15 protein-coding genes are annotated in these 18274 nt (G+C 52.5%); 5 read left to right on the forward strand and 10 right to left on the reverse strand.

Features of this window, described 5'->3' with window-relative positions:
• The first annotated feature begins 5 nt into the window (after positions 1-5).
• The gene (locus HJG54_RS00605; protein WP_316432756.1) at positions 6-1478 is read left to right on the forward strand and encodes an FAD/NAD(P)-binding protein; all 1473 of its coding nucleotides are present in this window, start codon (positions 6-8) and stop codon (positions 1476-1478) included.
• On the opposite strand, the gene HJG54_RS00610 is transcribed toward HJG54_RS00605, so the two are convergent.
• Positions 1406-1717 (reverse strand): NIL domain-containing protein, encoded by a 312-nt coding sequence (locus HJG54_RS00610; RefSeq protein ID WP_051925104.1) that lies wholly within the window; start codon positions 1715-1717, stop codon positions 1406-1408. The two genes, HJG54_RS00605 and HJG54_RS00610, sit on opposite strands and share 73 nt — an antisense overlap.
• 1112 nt (positions 1718-2829) lie before the next feature.
• Between HJG54_RS00610 and HJG54_RS00615 the strand changes: the two genes are divergently transcribed.
• Positions 2830-3027, forward strand: coding sequence for a DUF2949 domain-containing protein (locus HJG54_RS00615; protein WP_036007722.1), 198 nt, complete (start codon positions 2830-2832; stop codon positions 3025-3027).
• A 179-nt stretch (positions 3028-3206) separates the two neighbouring features.
• Here the strand turns inward: HJG54_RS00615 and HJG54_RS00620 are convergent, their stop codons facing one another.
• The 6 genes from HJG54_RS00620 to HJG54_RS00645 form a co-directional block, all read right to left on the reverse strand.
• Complete coding sequence (locus HJG54_RS00620) at positions 3207-4358, reverse strand: pyridoxal-phosphate-dependent aminotransferase family protein (protein WP_316432758.1); 1152 nt, start codon at positions 4356-4358, stop codon at positions 3207-3209.
• Between the two features lie 163 nt (positions 4359-4521).
• Positions 4522-5835, reverse strand: a complete 1314-nt coding sequence (locus HJG54_RS00625; protein WP_316432759.1) for a hypothetical protein — start codon at positions 5833-5835, stop codon at positions 4522-4524.
• A gap of 118 nt (positions 5836-5953) precedes the next feature.
• Entirely contained in the window at positions 5954-6250 is a 297-nt protein-coding gene (locus HJG54_RS00630; protein WP_316432760.1) for a DUF5340 domain-containing protein, read from the reverse strand.
• A 180-nt stretch (positions 6251-6430) separates the two neighbouring features.
• Positions 6431-7339, reverse strand: coding sequence for an indole-3-glycerol phosphate synthase TrpC (gene trpC / locus HJG54_RS00635; RefSeq protein WP_316432761.1), 909 nt, complete (start codon positions 7337-7339; stop codon positions 6431-6433).
• 25 nt (positions 7340-7364) lie between these two features.
• Positions 7365-8798, reverse strand: coding sequence for a dihydrolipoyl dehydrogenase (lpdA, locus tag HJG54_RS00640; RefSeq protein WP_316432762.1), 1434 nt, complete (start codon positions 8796-8798; stop codon positions 7365-7367).
• Between the two features lie 229 nt (positions 8799-9027).
• The gene (locus tag HJG54_RS00645) at positions 9028-10425 is read right to left on the reverse strand and encodes an IS110 family transposase (protein ID WP_316431088.1); all 1398 of its coding nucleotides are present in this window, start codon (positions 10423-10425) and stop codon (positions 9028-9030) included.
• Positions 10426-10833: 408 nt separating this feature from the next.
• On the opposite strand from HJG54_RS00645, the gene HJG54_RS00650 reads away from it, so the two are divergent.
• Positions 10834-11730: a DMT family transporter gene (locus tag HJG54_RS00650; RefSeq protein WP_316432763.1), complete on the forward strand. Its 897-nt coding sequence runs from the start codon at positions 10834-10836 to the stop codon at positions 11728-11730.
• Positions 11731-11758: 28 nt separating this feature from the next.
• Here the strand turns inward: HJG54_RS00650 and HJG54_RS00655 are convergent, their stop codons facing one another.
• Positions 11759-13954 carry a phosphoketolase gene (locus tag HJG54_RS00655; protein WP_316432764.1) on the reverse strand — a complete coding sequence of 732 codons (2196 nt, stop codon included), beginning with the start codon at positions 13952-13954 and terminating at the stop codon, positions 11759-11761.
• Positions 13955-14309: 355 nt separating this feature from the next.
• Between HJG54_RS00655 and HJG54_RS00660 the strand changes: the two genes are divergently transcribed.
• Positions 14310-15155 (forward strand): Uma2 family endonuclease, encoded by an 846-nt coding sequence (locus HJG54_RS00660; protein ID WP_316432765.1) that lies wholly within the window; start codon positions 14310-14312, stop codon positions 15153-15155.
• A gap of 21 nt (positions 15156-15176) precedes the next feature.
• Here HJG54_RS00660 and gshA read toward each other — a convergent pair whose 3' ends face one another.
• Positions 15177-16325 carry a glutamate--cysteine ligase gene (gshA, locus tag HJG54_RS00665; protein WP_316432766.1) on the reverse strand — a complete coding sequence of 383 codons (1149 nt, stop codon included), beginning with the start codon at positions 16323-16325 and terminating at the stop codon, positions 15177-15179.
• A gap of 177 nt (positions 16326-16502) precedes the next feature.
• Complete coding sequence (locus HJG54_RS00670; RefSeq protein WP_316432768.1) at positions 16503-17039, reverse strand: GNAT family N-acetyltransferase; 537 nt, start codon at positions 17037-17039, stop codon at positions 16503-16505.
• A gap of 130 nt (positions 17040-17169) precedes the next feature.
• On the opposite strand from HJG54_RS00670, the gene purU reads away from it, so the two are divergent.
• On the forward strand, positions 17170-18054 hold the full coding sequence (gene purU, locus HJG54_RS00675; RefSeq protein WP_316432769.1) for a formyltetrahydrofolate deformylase: 885 nt from the start codon (positions 17170-17172) through the stop codon (positions 18052-18054).
• Positions 18055-18274: the final 220 nt, after the last annotated feature.

An 18274-nucleotide genomic window follows, 5' to 3' on the forward strand; every position in this document is an offset into this window, starting at 1 on the left:
TCGCTATGCTGCCAACTTCCTCTCCCCAAACAATCGCCATCATCGGCGGTGGGTTTAGTGGCGCTATGGTTGCCACCCAACTACTGCGGCATACTACCCAGCCGCTGCAGATCAAGCTAATTGAACCAAGAGCCACCCTAGGCCAAGGAACTGCCTATAGCACTGGCTTTGACTGTCACTTGCTCAATGTACCCGCAGGCAAAATTAGCGCTTTTCCAGACCAACCAGATCATTTTTTGGAGTGGCTGCGATGCCGGCAGGTGCCATCTCCTTGGGCTGCTGCTGAAACAGTGCATGCCGGTATGTTCGTTTCGCGTCGGCTATACGGCGACTATATCCAATCACTCCTTCCATCTGTGCTGGCTGAAGCTCAGCAGCGGGTGAGGGGAGTGCAATTGGACTGGTTACAAGATGAAGCTACCGCCGTTCAATCTCATTCCCAAGGGCCAACGGTTTATCTCAAGAGTGGACGCATGCTGTCGGTGCATCAGGTCGTGTTGGCGCTGGGCAACCTACCGCCAGCGGATCCTGCGGTTGCAAATCGAGACTTTTATCAAAGTCAGCGCTATATCAGAAATCCTTGGTCGAATCAGGCATTGCAACAGATAGATTTGGATCAGCCGCTGCTGCTGATTGGCTCTGGCCTAACGATGCTGGATTGGGCGATAGCACTGCATCAACGAGGCTTTCGGAGCACTATGCATGTGATTTCTCGGCGTGGTCTTCTACCGCAAACCCATCAGCCAACTCTGCCATACTGCATTACTCCACCTAACAGACCTCACACAACCCGGTCTCTGTTGCGGTGGCTGCGACAAGAAATCAAACTAGCTCAGCAGCAAGGTAGCGATTGGCGAGCAGTGATCGATGGTTTGCGCCCCTATACTCAGACCATTTGGCAGTCGTTATCTCTAATTGAGCGGCGGCGTTTTCTGCGGCATGTTCGACCCTATTGGGAGGTGCATCGCCACCGGGTTGCTCCTGAGGTTGCCAAAACAATTCACCATCTCATCCAAATAGGACAATTGCAGCTCTGGACTGGACGCATTCAGGATTATCGTGAACAGACTGAGGCAGTTGAGGTCTACTTTCGCGCTCGTCCAACCAATCAGCTACACTGCCTGACAGTTAGTACGGTGGTCAACTGTACTGGAGCTACCTGCAACTATAATCGATTCCACCATCCTTTGATTGCAGACTTACTTCAAACTGGGTTGGTCTTATCCGATCCGCTTGGGTTGGGACTTGAGGTTGCGGCCAACGGTGCATTGATTGAAGCAAGTGGTTGCATGTCCAACTGGTTGTTTACCTTGGGGCCAACGCAAAAGGGCCGCCTCTGGGAAACCACAGCCGTGCCCGAACTGCGCCAGCAGGCAGCCACCTTAGCCCAACAGCTTTTACAGTCTTACCAGTCATCCTGCTCGGAGTCATACCAGATTTCTAAATCTAGGTCGTTTAGGTACAGCAACGCACTCTGAATTTGCGGTACGGTGCCTTGAAGCTCTAGATCAAACCAGCCGTCTTCTCTAGCATTGGCTCCTAGGAGGGCGGCGGCAATGTTTACTGTCAGGCTGTACTGAGAGATCAAATTGGAAATGATTGGCTCTTGCTGATAGCGCTTCGGAATCCGAATTCGAATTCGCGTTGAGGTCAGCCTCTGGTCGTTGCTATGGCTGCTTAGCTTTACGGCGACATCATAAGGCTTGAGGGAGGTCATCGATCCATCTCCTTAGGGATAAACTGCACAGGTTTAGAACACAGGCATCAGCAAAACCTACAGCTGGGATTTAGCACTGATGAAACTGCCTAAAAAAGTAGATTTCAGTAACCACAAACCAAAAATACGGTAAACCGACAGAGATTTAGTAATTTAACTGAATTGATTCTACGCTACTTACATTTAGAAGTCTAGTATTCCGCTCGGCGAACCGGATTTTATTGCCGCTATCAGCAAGGTGTCTGTAGGTATTGCAGAAGCTGAAAAATCATTGGATGGATCTACAGACTAGTAGATTTTGGCCCTGGTTGAGCCGTTTGCGAGAGCCTCAACCGGCGGGCATAACCCTGGGGCAATAAGCCTCATGTCATAAAAGTTATTGTGTTTTATGGTTTCGCTAGAATCTGCTTCAAAATAATTGCTTCTAGTTAAGCTGAACCCAGTCAAACTTCAGCAGCAAGCCGATTCCAAGTTTCAATCAGAAAAATTTATAGCGCCAAACAGGTAAAAATGATAACTTGCATTTGAATGAGAAATACAGTATTTTTACGGGAGTACCACGAATCGTAGAGAATCCCCCCAAAAGGTGTAGTCTGATTTCTGAGATTTCATCTATCCTTGATTCTTAACTCGGATTCGCGTTCAGCTCTGATTTAGTTGCGTTTCATTAGTGGTTCTATTGATGTTTGGCTGTGATGGTTAACTGGGCATTCGCTCTCGGCAATCAACTTGGCAATCAAGTTATCTAGTTGAAAAGCTATTCAGCTTGTGCCGGTGAGCAGTGCAAGAGTGAGGAGAGCGAGTCACAACGCAGTAGTAGGGCATCAGTGGCATTAGTCAAGTCGCACTAGTTCGATAGCAGAGTGTTGACAAATGTGGTGTGGTGAAGGGTGAATTGTTTGCCCGCAAAAGTTTGATTGCTAGTATGGGTGCCGGTCTTTGGCCGGGGGCTGCCGAATCTCGCCAGCGGAGTGAGTTAGAAGCAGCCGCGTTTTCCGGGATGTTTGCCTATCATCCTGGATCTAGGGATAGCAGCGCATAGGGTTTAGGCAGTTGGTATCTATGGTCGGAAGGAGATGATTTCAGGGCTTGACAACGGAGGTGAACTTGAAATGACCCCCACAACTTACTCGCGTTTCATTCGCTTCCTACAGGAAGACTTGGCCCTGTCGTCTGCCTCGATTGCCATTGCTTTGCGCTATCGAGAACACGATCCTGGCCCGCTGCCGATGATTCTTTGGCAATATGGCTTGATCACGCTAGAGCAGCTCGACCGGATCTTCGATTGGTTGGAGACAGCCCAGCCTTAGTGACCCCTTATTCTGGCTAGAAGTTAAGCAAATAATGGGGTTATGAAAGTGCAGATAGTTTGCCAATCTGGCTATGCAAGGCATGGAATATGCTCGCGGGCGAGATGCCCGCACTACAAAATGCCCGCACTACAGAAGCGCCAAAGTCAATTTTGAGAAACTGAAAAACTGAGAAACAATTAACTCGCCAGCACCTTAGCTGCTGCTGCCACACCGGCTCCCACGCTCGCGCCTTCGTAATTCAGTTCCTGCAGAGCTGCTTCTAGGGCACTGATGGCAGTGAGGATATCCCGATCGCTAACGAAGCCTAAATGACCAATGCGGAAAATTTTGCCCTTGAGTTGGTCTTGACCGCCAGCCATCGCGATATCAAACCGCTTGCGCAGAATCGAACGAATTTGTTCGGCATCGACGCTAACCGGAGCCACAGCCGTAATCGCCGGACTAGAAGCGTGATCAGCAGCAAACAGCGGCAGGTTTAGAGCCTTAACCGCAGCACGAGTAGCATTCATGTGCCGTTGATGACGAGCAAAGATATTTTCTAAGCCTTCAGTCTGCATCATCTTGAGAGCCACCTGCATCGCGAAGAACATGTTCACTGGTGGCGTAAACGGATGGCTGTTTTTAGCAGCTTCCTTGCGGTATTTGCCCAGGTCTAGATAAAAGCGGGGCAATTTAGCCGTAGTGTAAGCCTGCCAAGCTTTGGAGCTAACGGCAACGAACCCCAAACCGGGCGGCAGCATAAAGCCTTTTTGCGAACCAGAGGCCACCACATCCAAGCCCCAGGCATCGATTGGTACACTGGTCGCGCCCAAGCTGGTGACAGCATCGACCATAATCAGCGCCTGTCCGTGGGCTTTTACATAGCGGTTAATCGTCTCCAAATCATTGAGGACGCCGGTAGAGGTTTCGCTATGGGTGACAATTACCGCTTTGATTTGCTTGTCGGTATCGGCTTCTAGGGCAGCGCGGAACTGCTCTGGGTCCAGCGGTTTGCCCCACTCGGCGGTGATGCGTTCGGTGGCTAAACCATAGACATCGCAAACCTGTGCCCACCGTTCGCTAAATTTCCCGTTGCAGCCAACCAAGACCCGATCGCCCGGACTGAGGAAGTTGATAATTCCAGCTTCCATCGCGCCAGTACCGCTCGACGCTAAAATCAGCACATCGTTCTGCGTCTGGTGCAGCCACTTCAGCCCTTCGGTGACCTCGGCCATAATTTTGGCAAAATCGCCGCTGCGGTGTCCGATTGGGTGTTTGGCAAGCGCTCGCAATACCTGCTCCGGTACGGGGGTGGGACCGGGGATCATTAGCATCAATTTGTCGTCCATCGCTGTGTCCTGCTGTTTCAATAGGGTGATTGTCTAGCCACAATCCAGCCCCCGCACGGGCAGATTGGGCCTCTGTAGGGGTTGACATTCAAACCAATAATGATACACCGTTCCTTGTAACTATAAATTTTTGGTGATGAAGAGTTTTCGGCAGCCCGTTTGGTCAACTGTGAGAATTCGATAAATTCGGCAATGGCTCAATCGGCATGGATTTGGAGGTCGTTTTGTGAGCGACTGTTTTTTGGGTCGGTGGGTTCTGGGCAGCGCGGCGGCGCATCAGAAACTCCGGTAGCTCAACGGTAGTGAGGCGCGGTAGGGGCAGCGGCGTAATTGGCTTCGATTCAGGCCGGTCGCCGGGTAAATGCACTTGTAGCGTGGTCAGCAGTTCAACTAACAGTGGATTGGATTCGGGTATGGGATAGAGTAGGAGCTGCTCGGCTAGCTCTTTCAAGTGGCTAATCTGCCGGTGTATGCTGGTGTAGCGATCCTTCCAGTACTGTACTGCCGTCTCATATTCGGTGGCCTGCTGTGCCTGCTGGAGAATCTGCTCTTGCATTTCCGCCACCTGCTGTTCCAGCTCACGGACTCGCATGTGCAAGTGATGGCGATCGGCTTCTAGCTCATGCTGCTGCTGTTGCCATTGGGCATGCTGAGCGAGCTGTTTGTCGATCTCGTCGCTGAGGGCGGCTGGACTGAGCCGTTTGCCAGAGGCTGATTCAAGTTGGGTTTCAAATTGCTCTAGGTGCGAGCGGTTTTGCGATAGGCGGGTCGATAATTCCTTGATCTGCTGCTGCGCCATTTCCAACTGGCCTTGCAGACGGCTGCTGAGCGTCCGGGCGGCTAAGGTTTCGGCCTCTAGTTCAGAAACGCGCTGCTGCCGTGACTCCAAGGCTGATTGTAAATCTTGCAGATGTTTGCCCAAGCGGCTGCGATGCGTCTGCACCTCTAGCTGATCTTGCGCTAAGCGGGACCGCAACCGTTCCACCTCTCGCTGCTGGGCTTGAGTCATATTCTCAATCGTGGCTAGCAGTTCCTGAATTGCCTGATCGCGCTGTTGGGTTTCCAGAATTTGGGCATCAAGGGCCTGCTGCTGTTCCACGATCTGGAGCTTTAGCCGCACAATTGCCTGTTGCTGCACCGAGGCATAATCTTCGGTATTCGCGAGTTGGGTTTCTAGAAGCTGCTGATGTTGCACCTGGGAGCGCAATTCTTCTAGGCAAATCAGGGCCTGGTCCAGCGCTTGTTCTAGATGCCGAATCCGAGTGCAGCGTTCTCGGTCGAGGGCTTGCGCTTGGGCTAATTCATCTAGCAGTGCTTGGTAGTCGGCCACGGTCAGGTCCACCGACTTGGAAGCAGTTTGGCTCGCTTGGCTCAGCTCGGTTTCACCATCGCCAGTCAAATCAACAGGAGCCAGCGGTGCTCCCTGGAACGATTCACCAGCCAATTCACGATCGGATGCCAGGTCCAATGAGTGCAAACCTCCGAATAGTGCTCAACGAATCTAACAGACAGCTCATCGCATGAACAGTCTATAGCATTCGCCTGGTTTTCATCAGCCGTGCCATTAATTTGTTGTGAAGATTTAATGAGCAGTGCTAGAGGCTGGGCTGAGACGGAGTACTGTTGGGTGCAGCGGGTGCAGAAGGCGTTTGAGCTGTTTGATCAGCTATGGCTTGATTCAGCGACCAGCGGTAATCGACCGGTAGACTAGCCCGCTCACAGCTCTCTTCTAGCTGCTTTTGCTGGGTAAATGCTTTGCGCAACGTGACGATTAGCTCATGCAACTGTTCTTGCTGGGGTGATTTGCGACCAATGGCATGCATGGTCTGGCGTTCCAAAAGTTGCAGCAAGAGTTCGTAATGGATGTGGGATGGAAGAGGAATAGGATCCATGCAGCCTGCGGTTTAGGAATACGTCAATCTAAGCACGAATCTGGGAAAGTGCCCAGCTACTGATTATGGCCATTGCGTGAATGGCCATCTGGTTACGGCCATCGCGTGAACAGCAATCAGGGTGATCCGGAGCGATACCGTCATACCGATGCTGAAACCTAACAGAAACCTAGCAGAAACCTAGTCTTGGACCCAGTCCACCCACTGGTCTTCAAAGAGCTGAGCAATCGCCGCTGCCGGATCGGGTTGGCTGACCAGCGATTCGCCAATCAAAACTGCCTTAGCTCCGGCTCGGTCTACCCAGTTTAGGTCAGCTCCGGTCAAAAGTCCTGACTCACTGACCACCAGAATGCCGCGTTCCTGAATTTGTTCACCTCTAGCGGCCAGCAACTGCTCGGTGGTGTTCAGATCTACGGTGAAGGTTTCCAAATTGCGGTTATTGATTCCAATCAAGCTGACGCCCGAAAGTTCCAAAACCCGATCTAGCTCTTCCAGCGTATGCACCTCTACCAACGCCGTCATGCCCAGAGCGCTGGCAATTTTGAGGAAATATTGCAAGTCCTTATCAGACAGAATCGCCGCAATCAGCAACACTGCATCTGCCCCATGCAGCCGCGCCCAATAGATCTGGTAGGGGTAGATGACGAAATCCTTGCAGAGCAACGGTATATCCACAGCAGCCCGGATTTGCTTGAGATACTCGAAGCTGCCCTGAAAAAACTCGCTGTCGGTCAAGACAGAAATGCAGGCCGCGCCTCCCGCCACGTAGGACTGGGCAATCCGGACCGGATCAAAGTTTTCGCAGATCACACCCTTGCTGGGCGAGGCTTTTTTCACCTCGGCAATCAGGGCCGGATGGGTTCGGGCTTGCTGCAATGCGCCAATAAAATCCAGCGGCGGTGCCTCATCCCGGACTTTGCGCTGCAACTCGATCAGCGGCATCCGTTCCCGGCGTTGATCAACCTCTTTTTCCTTGTGCCAAACAATTTTTTCTAAAATATGACGCGGTTCGGCATCGGGCACCTGGACCTGATAGCGGAGGGTTTCCACCGAAACAGCTGGGTTGGGGGGGCGGCGGCGAATTTGCATAAATTCTGACTGTGAGTGTGTTTCCTTAGTGTGCGCCAACGGCTCGCTTGTAGGCTTCGTCTAGAACTTCTGAGAGGGTGGGGTGGGTGTGGACCAAGAAGGCCAGATCGTGAACTGAGCGGCGTTCGGCAATTGCGTTGGCGGCTTCCTGAATCAGGTCTGAGGCATGCAGGCCCAGAATGTGGACGCCCAAAACCTCGCCCGTATCCTGGCGGAAAATCACCTTGGCAACTCCATCGGTTTCTCCTTCAGCAATCGCTTTGGAGTTGCCTTTGAAGTAGGAGCGCACGGTTTGCACCTGAAAACCTTCAGCCTTGGCTAGCTCTTGGGCAGCGGGTTCGGTGAGGCCAACAAAGCTGACTTCGGGATGGGTGAATGCGGCAGCCGGAATACTGCGGTAGTCTACCGTGCGGGGGCGGCCACAGATGTTTTCTACAGCCACAACACCTTGGGCCGAGGCCGCATGAGCCAGCATCATTTTGCCGGTGGCATCGCCAATTGCCCAGAGGTGCGGTACCGGCTGACCATCGACCAGAACTGCCATTTCGTCATTCACCGGAATGAAGCCTCGCCGATCCAGTTCCACTCCAACCGATTCTAGGCCCAAATCCTTGGTGGCGGGAATGCGTCCGGTGGCAACCAAACAGGCATCGACCTCCAGCACCTCGACCACTTCTTTGGTTTTGGCATCGGCCAGTTCAATCACAACTGGCGAACCGGGCGTCACTTTCTTAGCAAGCAGACCGACTTTGGTATCAATGTCACGGGGGGCGATCAGAACCCGCTGCGCTAGTTTGGCAATGTCAGGATCGAAACCGGGCATGAGCTGATCCAGCGCTTCGATCAGGGTGACTTCGCTGCCCAGGGCCGTGTAGATATCGGCAAATTCCAGGCCAATGTAGCCGCTGCCAACCACCGCTACCCACTGGGGCAACCAGTCAAGCTTGAGGCCATCATCGCTGGTGAATACGGTTTTGCCGTCTAGCTCGATCCCCGGCGGCACAAACGGCACCGAGCCAGAAGAAATAATAGTGTCTTGCGCAGTAATTGTCTTTTCGCCAGAATCGCTGATGACGCTGACTTTATGGGGACCGGCCAGCTTGCCTCTACCCTGGATGGTTTCGACCCCCAAGCGCTTAAGGCTGTTGGTCAGATCGTCGCGGATCTTTAGGACTAGATTATTGGCATGGTCGGCAATTGCCTGCCGCTCGAACGAGACCCGATCCACCTGGATGCCTAAAGCTTTGAGATGATGGGCATTACGCAACTCCCGCACCCGCCCTGAGGCAGCCAATAACGCTTTTGAGGGAATGCAGCCGCGATTCACACAGGTGCCGCCCATCTCTGCCATCTCAACAATCGCAGTCTTTAAACCGCAACTAACGGCGTGGAGGGCAGCTCCATGTCCACCAACTCCTGCCCCAACAATGACCAAATCGTAATCGAATCCGTGACTCACTTCTCGTGCCTCTATTCTCTGCTATGGGTGATTGCGGAAACACCGTGCTAGTAACACTCTGTTTAATTCTCAACGGTGAAGGGGCCATTCGACAAGGGCGTAGGCCGCGCCAAGATTGGTAGTTTACCAAATTCTGCGAATCAGGTCTGTTAGTAAGCAAAGAGTGGAGGCAGATGGGATGCGTATGCTAGGCTAACTCAGAGCCGCTTGTAGAGAAACAGTATGTCTCTCAAGAAACACTTTCAGTGGAGGAGTGGGGCACAACTTCAAAACCGAGAGACTGAGCTGTTTTCTTCAGGTGTTTAACCAGGCGTTCCCGGTATTGCTGCTCATAATAGTTTTCTCCAGGGTCAGCATAGGTTCCGCCCTCAGACCATAGCTTGTAGAACAGACGAGCAATCTTGTGAGCCGTTGCTGTGATTGCCTTAGGTGCGCCTAAACGAGACCGCAGGCGTCGATAAAATGCCCCTAAGGCTGAGCGACTATGGCTAACAGCTTGAGCCGCTAAACGAAAAGCATTCGCTGCTCGATTCACCACTACTCGTGTCTGAGAACTCAGCGACTTTCCCCCAGTAATGCGCGTCCCAGGACATAATCCCAACCAGGAACAAAAGTGTTTGACACTGGCAAAGCGATTGGACTCTAAGCCCACCTCAGAGAGAATCGTCTGGACGCTCAACGCATCAAGCCCAGGAATCTGAGTAAAATCGATGCCGCTGATTCGATATAGCTGCCCACGCAAATCAAAGGCAGGAGCATTTTGAGTGGTCTTACGCCGCTTGTTCTTTGCCTCTGGTGGTGCTTGCTCAGTTTTTGCATCAAACTTCAACAGGCACTGCTCGATCTGCTCATCACAAGCAGCAATCTGCTGTTGATGCAGATCGTAAAGCGTTAACTCCTGTTGCAAAACAAACACCAATTCTGCTCGATAATTACCGCTGAGCGCTTTGGCAATTTCGTCATGGCTACTGCGGATACGCGAGTGCTTGAGGGCAGCTAAGGTTTGAGGGTCATGCTCTCCTGCAACAATTGCTCGAATGATGGACATCCCCGTTAAGCCAGTAATGTCGCTAATCACCTTGTGCAGATGCAGATTCATCTGAATCAAGGCATGTTGCATCCGTTGAATATGCACAGCCGCACTTTGAATCAGTCGTTCTCGTTGACGTACATAGCTTCGCAGCACACATACTTGCTCCTCAGGACGGAATGAGCCAGCTAACAGACCATAGGTGTGCAATTTCTGGAGCCATTGACAATCAAGCACATCGCTCTTACGTCCAGGCACCGTTTTGAGATGGTGTGCATTCACCAGTTTGACCTCCAACCCGCTGGACTCCAGAATCTGAAAGACTGGAATCCAGTAGACTCCTGTTGATTCCATTGCGACTGTTGTCACCCCACACCCCTGCAACCATGCTGCCATCGCTTGTAAGTCTGGGGTAAAGCAACCAAAGGCACGGACATTGACTTCGGCTCTTCCAGCAGGGACACAAACCCAATGCTCAGCAGAACCCACATCAATTCCCGCTGCATGCAGATTGAGTTGCTCAAGATGAGCCAGCTGGGCAGGCAAGGCTGGAGATTGAGCTAACTTACGCTTTGCGATGGACGAGGTATTTTTCATAACGCTCCTCATTACGATTAACCTCCCAAGTTGGGGCGGGCTGAACAGCTAATCTCTCAAACGGGATAGGCTTTGCCACCTTCACCAATCTCATTGCCAGTACGCCCCACAACCACGCTCCTAATCAGACCCTTGATGATACTATTGACCGCTCGGTTTCCTAACTCAGGATTGTCTCTACAATAAATCGAGTACAGACTTGTTTCTTCCATTCGTGCACAGGGCAAACCTGCCCTAGTGAGGCGCTCCTAAGAATCAAGTCGTTTGCATTTTGCCACCGCCTGTGGGCGTCTAGGGCAGGATGCAGTAATTTCTCAAGTTTGGAGCTAGCTCAGTGAGTTAGCTGCTTTAATGTCCTGCCCTCGTTTGATTCGCTTCAGTCCACAACGAGGAAAGGAAAAGGTTTCTATGAAAATTGAATCTATGGCTCAGGTGCGCCTGGGCCTCGCCTTGGTGCTGTTCTCTGCCATCCTGTGGGGAACGACGGGGGTATTCGTGCGGGCACTGTACGGCATGACGGCCACCAATCCTCTGTCGGTCGGCTTTTTTCGACTGGCATTTGCGGTGCCGGTGCTGTGGTTTGCCTGCTGGCTCGTGTTGAAGCAGCGGATGTTTCGGGTCAAGCGCCATGACCTGCTGGTGATGCTGCTGATCGGCGGACTCTTGGCGCTCTATCAGGTGTGCTATTTCAGTGCGATTGTTCAACTTGGAGTTGCAGCAGCTACGCTGATTACCCTCTGTACCGCTCCGCTGGGAGTGGCGCTGTTGGCAGCAGTGGTATTGCAGGAACGGCTAACGTTGGGTGTAATGCTGGCCGGAGGCTGTGCGATTGCAGGCACGATTTTGTTAATTGGCCCGCAGTCGAATGGAGCCGCAAACGCGAATCGAGTTCTGGGCGTGGGATTAGCCTTGATGTCGGCCTTGGGCTATGCGGCAATGGTGTTGTGCAGTCGGCGATTGGCAGGACGCTATCATCCGTTGCAGTCAGTAACAATTAGCTTTACGGCGGGAGCATTGGCTTTGCTACCCTGCACGCTAGCGACCGGCTGGATCAGCAGCTATTCAATCCAAGGCTGGATGGTTCTCCTGTATCTGGGACTGATTCCCACAGCGCTGGCCTATTCACTTTACTTTCGCGGCATGCGCCATACATCTGCGACCGTTGCCAGTATCGCCACGCTGCTAGAGCCACTCACCTCCACCCTACTAGCCTGGTGGCTATTTGGCGAACAGCTCGGCTCGTTGGGCCTAATCGGCGCATTGTTGCTGATCGGTTCGATTGGGCTTCTGTACCGCCAACGCTGAGCAGCCGCTAGTTATTGAGTTAATTTAGTTATTGGGTTAATTTAACCGCCCGGGTTGCCAAGTTCTCAGCGGTGATGCCGTTCACAGCCATCAGTTCACCAGGGCTAGCGGTAGTTTCGCCACGCTTCCAGGCCACTGTGTCGCGCTTGACGGTGCTGCGGAGCATAACTGGCTCCAACATGCCGCTGGCCCCACCCGTGATACCAATCAAGGCATCGCCGCCAAACAGCGTCTCAAAGCCCGCATCATCCAGGAAACCGCCATCCGGTTCTGAGCAAATCTCCCAGGCCACATCGGTAGGACGGTAGAGGCGACGTGGACTGACCACCGAAACAATCCGACTGCCAATACCCTGTTCGGCTAGGCGATTAGCGGCTTCATAGACAGGCAGCAGAGTCATGTCGCCCACCACGGCAAACACAACCGTCTTGCTGCCGCTGGTTTCTTGCAGCACAATCGCGCCATCCCGCAGAGCTTGACGAGTTTGCTCTAGCGTTGTGCGGATCGGTAGAGGTGACTTGCTGGCCGTGATCACAACGCCTTTATTGACGGTGGATAAACCCCACTCGTAGCAAACCTGAATGCTGTTGGCGTCTGGGGGAAACAAAGGAAACACATTGCCATTGCGCATCATAGCCGCGAAGTAGGCTTCGATCTCTGGTCGTTGGTGAGTCCAACCATTGCGGCCTTGCTCTAGAGCACCGGCAGTAAACAGCGTCAGTGTCGATGGTGTAGGGCGACGCAATTCGGCCATTGCCTGGGTCACAGTTTGCCAGATCGGCAGGCCGTTGATCGCAAAGGATTCGTAGGAACACCAGAGCGTGCGGGAACCAAACAGCGCCAGTCCAGCCGCTAGTCCAGCACAGGCATCTTCGTTCAGCGGCTCATAGACCTGACCTTTGGGGCTTTGATTGTAGAGCGGATCTTCGGTGGGGTGAATAATTTTCAAGCCTTGGTTGATATTGGCAATCCCAGAGGCTTCGTTGCCGTCTGCATTGGTGACTATATAATTAGCGTCTTTTTGACCCACATAGGCCACTAAGCGTCCCATTGCGGTAGTGGACACCTTTGCTTCGCCGACGGCATATTCTTCTAACGGCAGTTCCCCCAGTTCCGGCAGGGGCAGCACCGATTCGGTCACGGCCACTTTGCTGGCAGGTCCACCGGCAGCTCGTTCGCAGTTGGTGCGTACCACTTCCCACACTTCCGGCGGCAGGGCGTTGGCTTGCAGTCCGGCCACGATATCGGGGTTATCGAGTGTGTGATGACCGTAAAGATTATGGGACTTGGCTCCGCGCGCATGGACACCGGCACCCTTGAGCTGCTTGATAATAAACACCGTCAGTTTGCCGCTGAGGGCCGAGCGCGCTGCTTCATCCACGCCCACCAGCACTCCCTTAGTGAAGGCCAGCCGCTGTTCAAACGAGAAAGCCGTGCTGTCTACAAACGCTCCGGGCTGGTCCTGATCGTCAAAATCCTTGGCGTCTACCAACACCACTTCTTCAAATCCGTTGCCGTGCCAGTAGGCCATCATCTGCTCGTTGGTTTGCAGCGACACCATGCTGTGGTGCTCTTGCGAGAAGCCATTCCACACTAACACCGGCAAAAAGTTGGTAATGCCTGGAAAGGCCGTGTGGAAATGAGCCATGCTGCTCATCGGGTAGGGTTCGCCCATGCCACCATCACCGATCGTGAAGGGAAACAGCTTATCGCGGTGCAGAAACGCCCCCGCCATGGCAAAGTGCTGCCCCTGCCCCAACGGACCTGCTGGAGCCAAGATGCCCGGAATATAGCCAGACAGGTGGCCGAGCAACCCATGCTTTTCCCGAAACCGATTCCGCAGTTCTTGCACGGTCTGAATTCCCATGTCTTCTAAAGAGCGGTCCAGAAACATGGCGCTATAGAAACCCGGTGCATGGTGCCCCACTTCAGTGACGATATTTTTGTAGCCCAGCATCACCAGAGCGGCGTAGGCTTCGGCTTGGCTGGCGAACCCACCCGGATGCCCAGAGGCTTTGCTGGCTGTGATTTGCAGCGTTAGGTAGCGCAAGGCATCGGCATACAGCAGGGTTTGATAAACGGCGGCGGCATCGGTGGGGTCGGCAATGGCTGTGTTTCCAGCGGCGATTGCTGGAGTTTTACCGTAGGTGTCGAAATGCGGCGGCAGCTCACCAAAGTATTGAATTCCTTCACAAAAAGCCGGAACCTGAGTAACAGCAGCCATGAATCTATAGACCTCTTCGTAGTGAACCGCAGACGAGTGAACCGCAGACGGAGAATCAGCTCGATCTAGAACTTTATCATTATTAATGATCGATCCTATCGTCTGTTGCTGTGGCGAGTAGGCATTTAGACTGTTGAAACTGCAAGAAATTCGTGATGGTGCGCCTAAGAATTGCCAATAGACACGCGCATTAATTCCATTACAGCCTTTTTCAGGCTAATGAAGTACAAAAAATGGGGTGCAGGGGCCGTGCCCCTGCGTGGGGGCGAAGCCCTCACATCCCTCGTACCTTACCAGAGTGGAAAAAGCTATAAACTAGAACTAACGTTCTGGTAAACCATTCTGGTGATCAATCATGTCCTCTTTGTCAAATCCTGAAATTCAGGACAAGGTACAGGATCAACCGCAGGATCAAACTACTGACCTGCAGTCACAGGAAACATCAGAAGCAACAGCAGAGCTGGGAGATAGTTTGGAAGATGGGATTGTCTTTCCACCCGGCGATTTATACAGTGACGAACCTCCGATGGAAACAGAATTTCATCTGCGGCAAATGATCTTGCTGCTTCAGTGCCTAGAGGCTTGGTGGCGAGGGCGGCAAGATTTCTACGCCTGTGGGAACATGACGATTTACTACAGCCCCCGTCAGCTTAAGTCAGAGCATTTCAGGGGTCCTGATTTTTTTGTCGTACTGGGCACCGATCGTAAGCCGCGCAAAAGCTGGGTGGTGTGGGAAGAGGGCGGCCAATATCCCAACCTGATTATCGAAATTCTGTCAGATTCCACGGCCAATACAGACCGGGGCTTGAAAAAGCAAATTTACCAGAACATTTTCCGCACGCCAGAATACTTCTGGTTCGATCCCAGCACTCAGGAATTCAAAGGATTTCAGCTTCTAGCAGGCGTTTATCAAGATCTGCAGCCCGACTCACGCGGTTGGCTGTGGAGCCAGCAGCTTGAACTATATCTTGGTGTCTATGAGTCTAAACTGCGCTTTTTTACGCCTGACGGAGAGCTGATCCTGAATCCAGAGGAAGCCGCTCTGCAAGAAATCCAGCGGGCCGAACAGGAAAAACAACGCGCCGAGCAAGAAAAGCAGCGGGCCGAGCAAGAAAAGCAGCGGGCCGAGCAAGCCGAACAGCAAGCCGCCCGTCTAGCCGCCAAGCTGAGAGAATTAGGCATTGACCCTAGTCAGGTCTAGTCGCATTATCCCAGTCTCTACTCAGGCGACTAAAGGTTGACAGATATCATCGGCAAGGACGAGTTCCGTTTCTTCGAGGTCGCGGATCGCCTGCTGCATTACGGTGCGCACATTGAATCCCTGCTCAATCAATTGCAGCCAGCGTTGGGCCTCGTTGCCTTCGCGCAGTATTTTTCTCAACGGCATCAGAAAACAGCTAAATCCCTGCTTTCTAGCGCTCTCCCAAATTTCTTGCTGGAGTGCTTCGATCCAATCGCGAGCCAGAATCGGGCGACCGTCTTTCCAGTGGCGCAGTTCGGCATCGAGACTCGATTGAGCAACAGCCATTTCGTTAGCATCAGTCAGAGCCGCCAATTCCTCAGCACGGTTGTGGGCCGGGAGAGTGCTGATTTCTAGCGGATCGAGGCTGGGATCGGCGATTAATTGCAGCAGACGGGCTTCTAGCAGCGCTGTGATTGCCAATAGGGTCAGCGGATCGCCCACCATGTCGCAAATCCGCAGCTCCAACCGATTCAGACTATAGGGCCGCCGATCGCCATTCGGACGCACGGCAGACCAGAGGTGACGCACATTTTGCATTGTGCCCAGAGCCAACTGTTCCTCAGTCCAGCGAATGTAGTGGGCATGGCTTTCAAACAAGGGTACTTGCTTTGGCGTTTTGGGAAACACACTCCAGCGGGTCGAGTGGTAGCCGGTGACTTCCCCATCGAGAAAGGGAGAGGCCGCACTCAAGGCTAGATACAACGGTGCTTCTACCCGCACCAACCGACAGGCCCGCATCAGGGTCTCCGCATCCGGAATGCCAACATTGATGTGAATGCTGGCCGTAACGACGGTGGTGCCATAGGTTTGCTCAATATAGCTGTGGTAAGGGTTGTAGGGATCAGAGCGATGAAACTGGCCGCTGCCGCCGGTAGATAAGGTGCTGCCGGGAATCAACGTGTAGTTGCCAAGCTGTTTCAGGAACGTCCGCAATCGCTGCCGTGGTCGCACCAGTTCACATAGCAAGCGGTCATAGCGGCAAAAGGGAGCCGTGGTGTATTCCACATTGCGTGTATCTGGCTCTCGGACAAACCCATCTAGAGCCGCCACAATTTTGTCGGAAAAGCCCACAATGTCCGCCTGAGGTGTACCCGTGTACATCTCAACTTCAAAACCCTTTGTCAGCATTGCGGTTCTCCAGTAAACGATTGAATAGAACGGTTGGGTGTTCTTTCATTAGTATCGAGGAAAAGCGGTCGGCTGCATCCCCCTGTTGGTTTAGCTCGTTGGTTTAGCTCGTTGGTTTGGCTCGTTGGTTTGGCTCGTTGGTTTGGCTTACTGATCTAGGCTAGTTGTTGCAGTGGGTTAGCGAGTCAGCTTCTTGCCAAATTCCGTCGCAGGAATGGTGTAGTAAAGTACTTTTGTACCGTTGTAGGACATGGTTTTCTCGTACTTCATGCCTAGCTTTTGCATGACTCGCTGCGAAGCAATGTTCTCAGGACCGGTGACAGCTACAATTTGGTCTAGTTTCAGCGTTGAAAAACCCCAGTGCAAAACGGCCTCTGCCGCTTCGGTGGCTAATCCCTGTCGCCAGTAGGCTGGATGCAGCGTGTAGGTCAGCTCAACTTCGGAAGGGTTTCCCCCATCGGTTTCTAGGTAATGCAGACCGCAATGCCCAACCAACTGCTGATCCGGTTTGTGAATTAGTGCCCAAGCTCCAAAGCCATGTTGTTGCCAATGCTGAAGCCGACGGCGCAATAGGAATGCCGTTTGCTGAAGCGACATGGTTCCCGTGGGAGACAGCGCTCCTGCTACCTGCGGATGGCTGTAAATCTCGCGGTAGAGCAGGTCGAGATCGGCTGGAGTAAAGTGTCTAAACTGCAGGCGAGGCGTTGAGAGCATAGCATTACGATTGGTGGACCAAATCCGAATTTTCGTTGGACTTGAGTGAAACTATCTCAAATCAGAGAATTAAAACTACACCGAACTGCAAGACTGCAAGATCTACTCTTTCAAACTCTTCTGACCTCCTATGCCTACCGCCAGTTCTACCATCACCCCTACCATCACCCCTACTGCAACGCTGCTGATTTCCTGCCCAGATCAGAAAGGGTTGGTGGCCAAAATCGCCAACTTTATCTACTCCAACGGCGGCAACATCATCCATGCCGATCAGCATACCGATTTTACGGCTGGATTGTTTCTTACCCGGATCGAATGGCAGCTCGAAGGCTTTAATTTACCGAGAGATCTGATTGGGCCGGCCTTCAACGCCATCGCTCAGCCGCTGCAAGCCAACTGGCAGTTGCACTTTTCCGATGCCTTACCCCGAATTGCGATTTGGGTGAGCCGGCAGGATCACTGTTTATATGATCTGCTCTGGCGACAGCGAGCCGGAGAACTTACTGCCGAAATTCCCCTGATCATCAGCAATCACCCCAACTTGCAGCCGATTGCCGACCAGTTTGGCATTGACTACTATCATATTCCGATTACAGCTGACACCAAAATGGTCCAGGAAGGGAAACAGCTTGAGCTGCTGCGTCAGTACAAGATTGATTTAGTTGTGTTGGCAAAGTACATGCAGATTCTTAGCTCTGAGTTTGTAGCTCAGTTTCCCCATGTGATCAATATTCATCATTCGTTTTTACCCGCTTTTGCCGGAGCAAATCCTTACCATCGTGCCTACGAACGAGGAGTAAAAATTATTGGCGCAACGGCCCACTATGTGACTGCCGATCTGGATGAAGGTCCGATCATTGAACAAGATGTGGTGCGGGTGAGTCACCGCGATCAGGTAGACGATTTGATTCGCAAAGGCAAGGACTTGGAACGAGTGGTGCTAGCTAGGGCTGTAAGATTACATTTGCAGAATCGAGTGCTAGTTTACGGCAATCGCACGGTCGTGTTTGCCTGATTTAATGAATAGATCAACATTATTAATTTGGAGATCCGTAGTGCAAGCGTTTCGCTGGCGTGAGCAAGTACTATATCTACCGTTTAATTTGGTTCGCCTAAGTAGGTGGGGGCAATGATTGAGAAGACGCATTTCGACTCCGCTCAATGCGCAACGTTTCGGGAAGCAGAGGGTTAAGCGGAGTCGAGACCCGGCATTGTGGAGCGAAGATTAATTTAGC

Origin of the sequence: Leptolyngbya sp. NK1-12 (genome assembly GCF_032598965.1) — a bacterium.
Classification (GTDB): domain Bacteria; phylum Cyanobacteriota; class Cyanobacteriia; order Elainellales; family Elainellaceae; genus Elainella.

What these genes read in the sequence shown, in the direction of transcription:
- HJG54_RS00670 (WP_316432768.1), bottom strand. Translation starts at nt 17,039, where the DNA reads ATGCTCTCAACGCCTCGCCTGCAGTTTAGACACTTTACTCCAGCCGAT.
- purU (WP_316432769.1), top strand. Translation starts at nt 17,170, where the DNA reads ATGCCTACCGCCAGTTCTACCATCACCCCTACCATCACCCCTACTGCA.
- HJG54_RS00615 (WP_036007722.1), top strand. Translation starts at nt 2,830, where the DNA reads ATGACCCCCACAACTTACTCGCGTTTCATTCGCTTCCTACAGGAAGAC.
- HJG54_RS00660 (WP_316432765.1), top strand. Translation starts at nt 14,310, where the DNA reads ATGTCCTCTTTGTCAAATCCTGAAATTCAGGACAAGGTACAGGATCAA.
- HJG54_RS00605 (WP_316432756.1), top strand. Translation starts at nt 6, where the DNA reads ATGCTGCCAACTTCCTCTCCCCAAACAATCGCCATCATCGGCGGTGGG.
- HJG54_RS00645 (WP_316431088.1), bottom strand. Translation starts at nt 10,425, where the DNA reads ATGAAAAATACCTCGTCCATCGCAAAGCGTAAGTTAGCTCAATCTCCA.
- HJG54_RS00655 (WP_316432764.1), bottom strand. Translation starts at nt 13,954, where the DNA reads ATGGCTGCTGTTACTCAGGTTCCGGCTTTTTGTGAAGGAATTCAATAC.
- HJG54_RS00610 (WP_051925104.1), bottom strand. Translation starts at nt 1,717, where the DNA reads ATGACCTCCCTCAAGCCTTATGATGTCGCCGTAAAGCTAAGCAGCCAT.
- HJG54_RS00620 (WP_316432758.1), bottom strand. Translation starts at nt 4,358, where the DNA reads ATGGACGACAAATTGATGCTAATGATCCCCGGTCCCACCCCCGTACCG.
- trpC (WP_316432761.1), bottom strand. Translation starts at nt 7,339, where the DNA reads ATGCAAATTCGCCGCCGCCCCCCCAACCCAGCTGTTTCGGTGGAAACC.
- HJG54_RS00630 (WP_316432760.1), bottom strand. Translation starts at nt 6,250, where the DNA reads ATGGATCCTATTCCTCTTCCATCCCACATCCATTACGAACTCTTGCTG.
- HJG54_RS00650 (WP_316432763.1), top strand. Translation starts at nt 10,834, where the DNA reads ATGAAAATTGAATCTATGGCTCAGGTGCGCCTGGGCCTCGCCTTGGTG.
- gshA (WP_316432766.1), bottom strand. Translation starts at nt 16,325, where the DNA reads ATGCTGACAAAGGGTTTTGAAGTTGAGATGTACACGGGTACACCTCAG.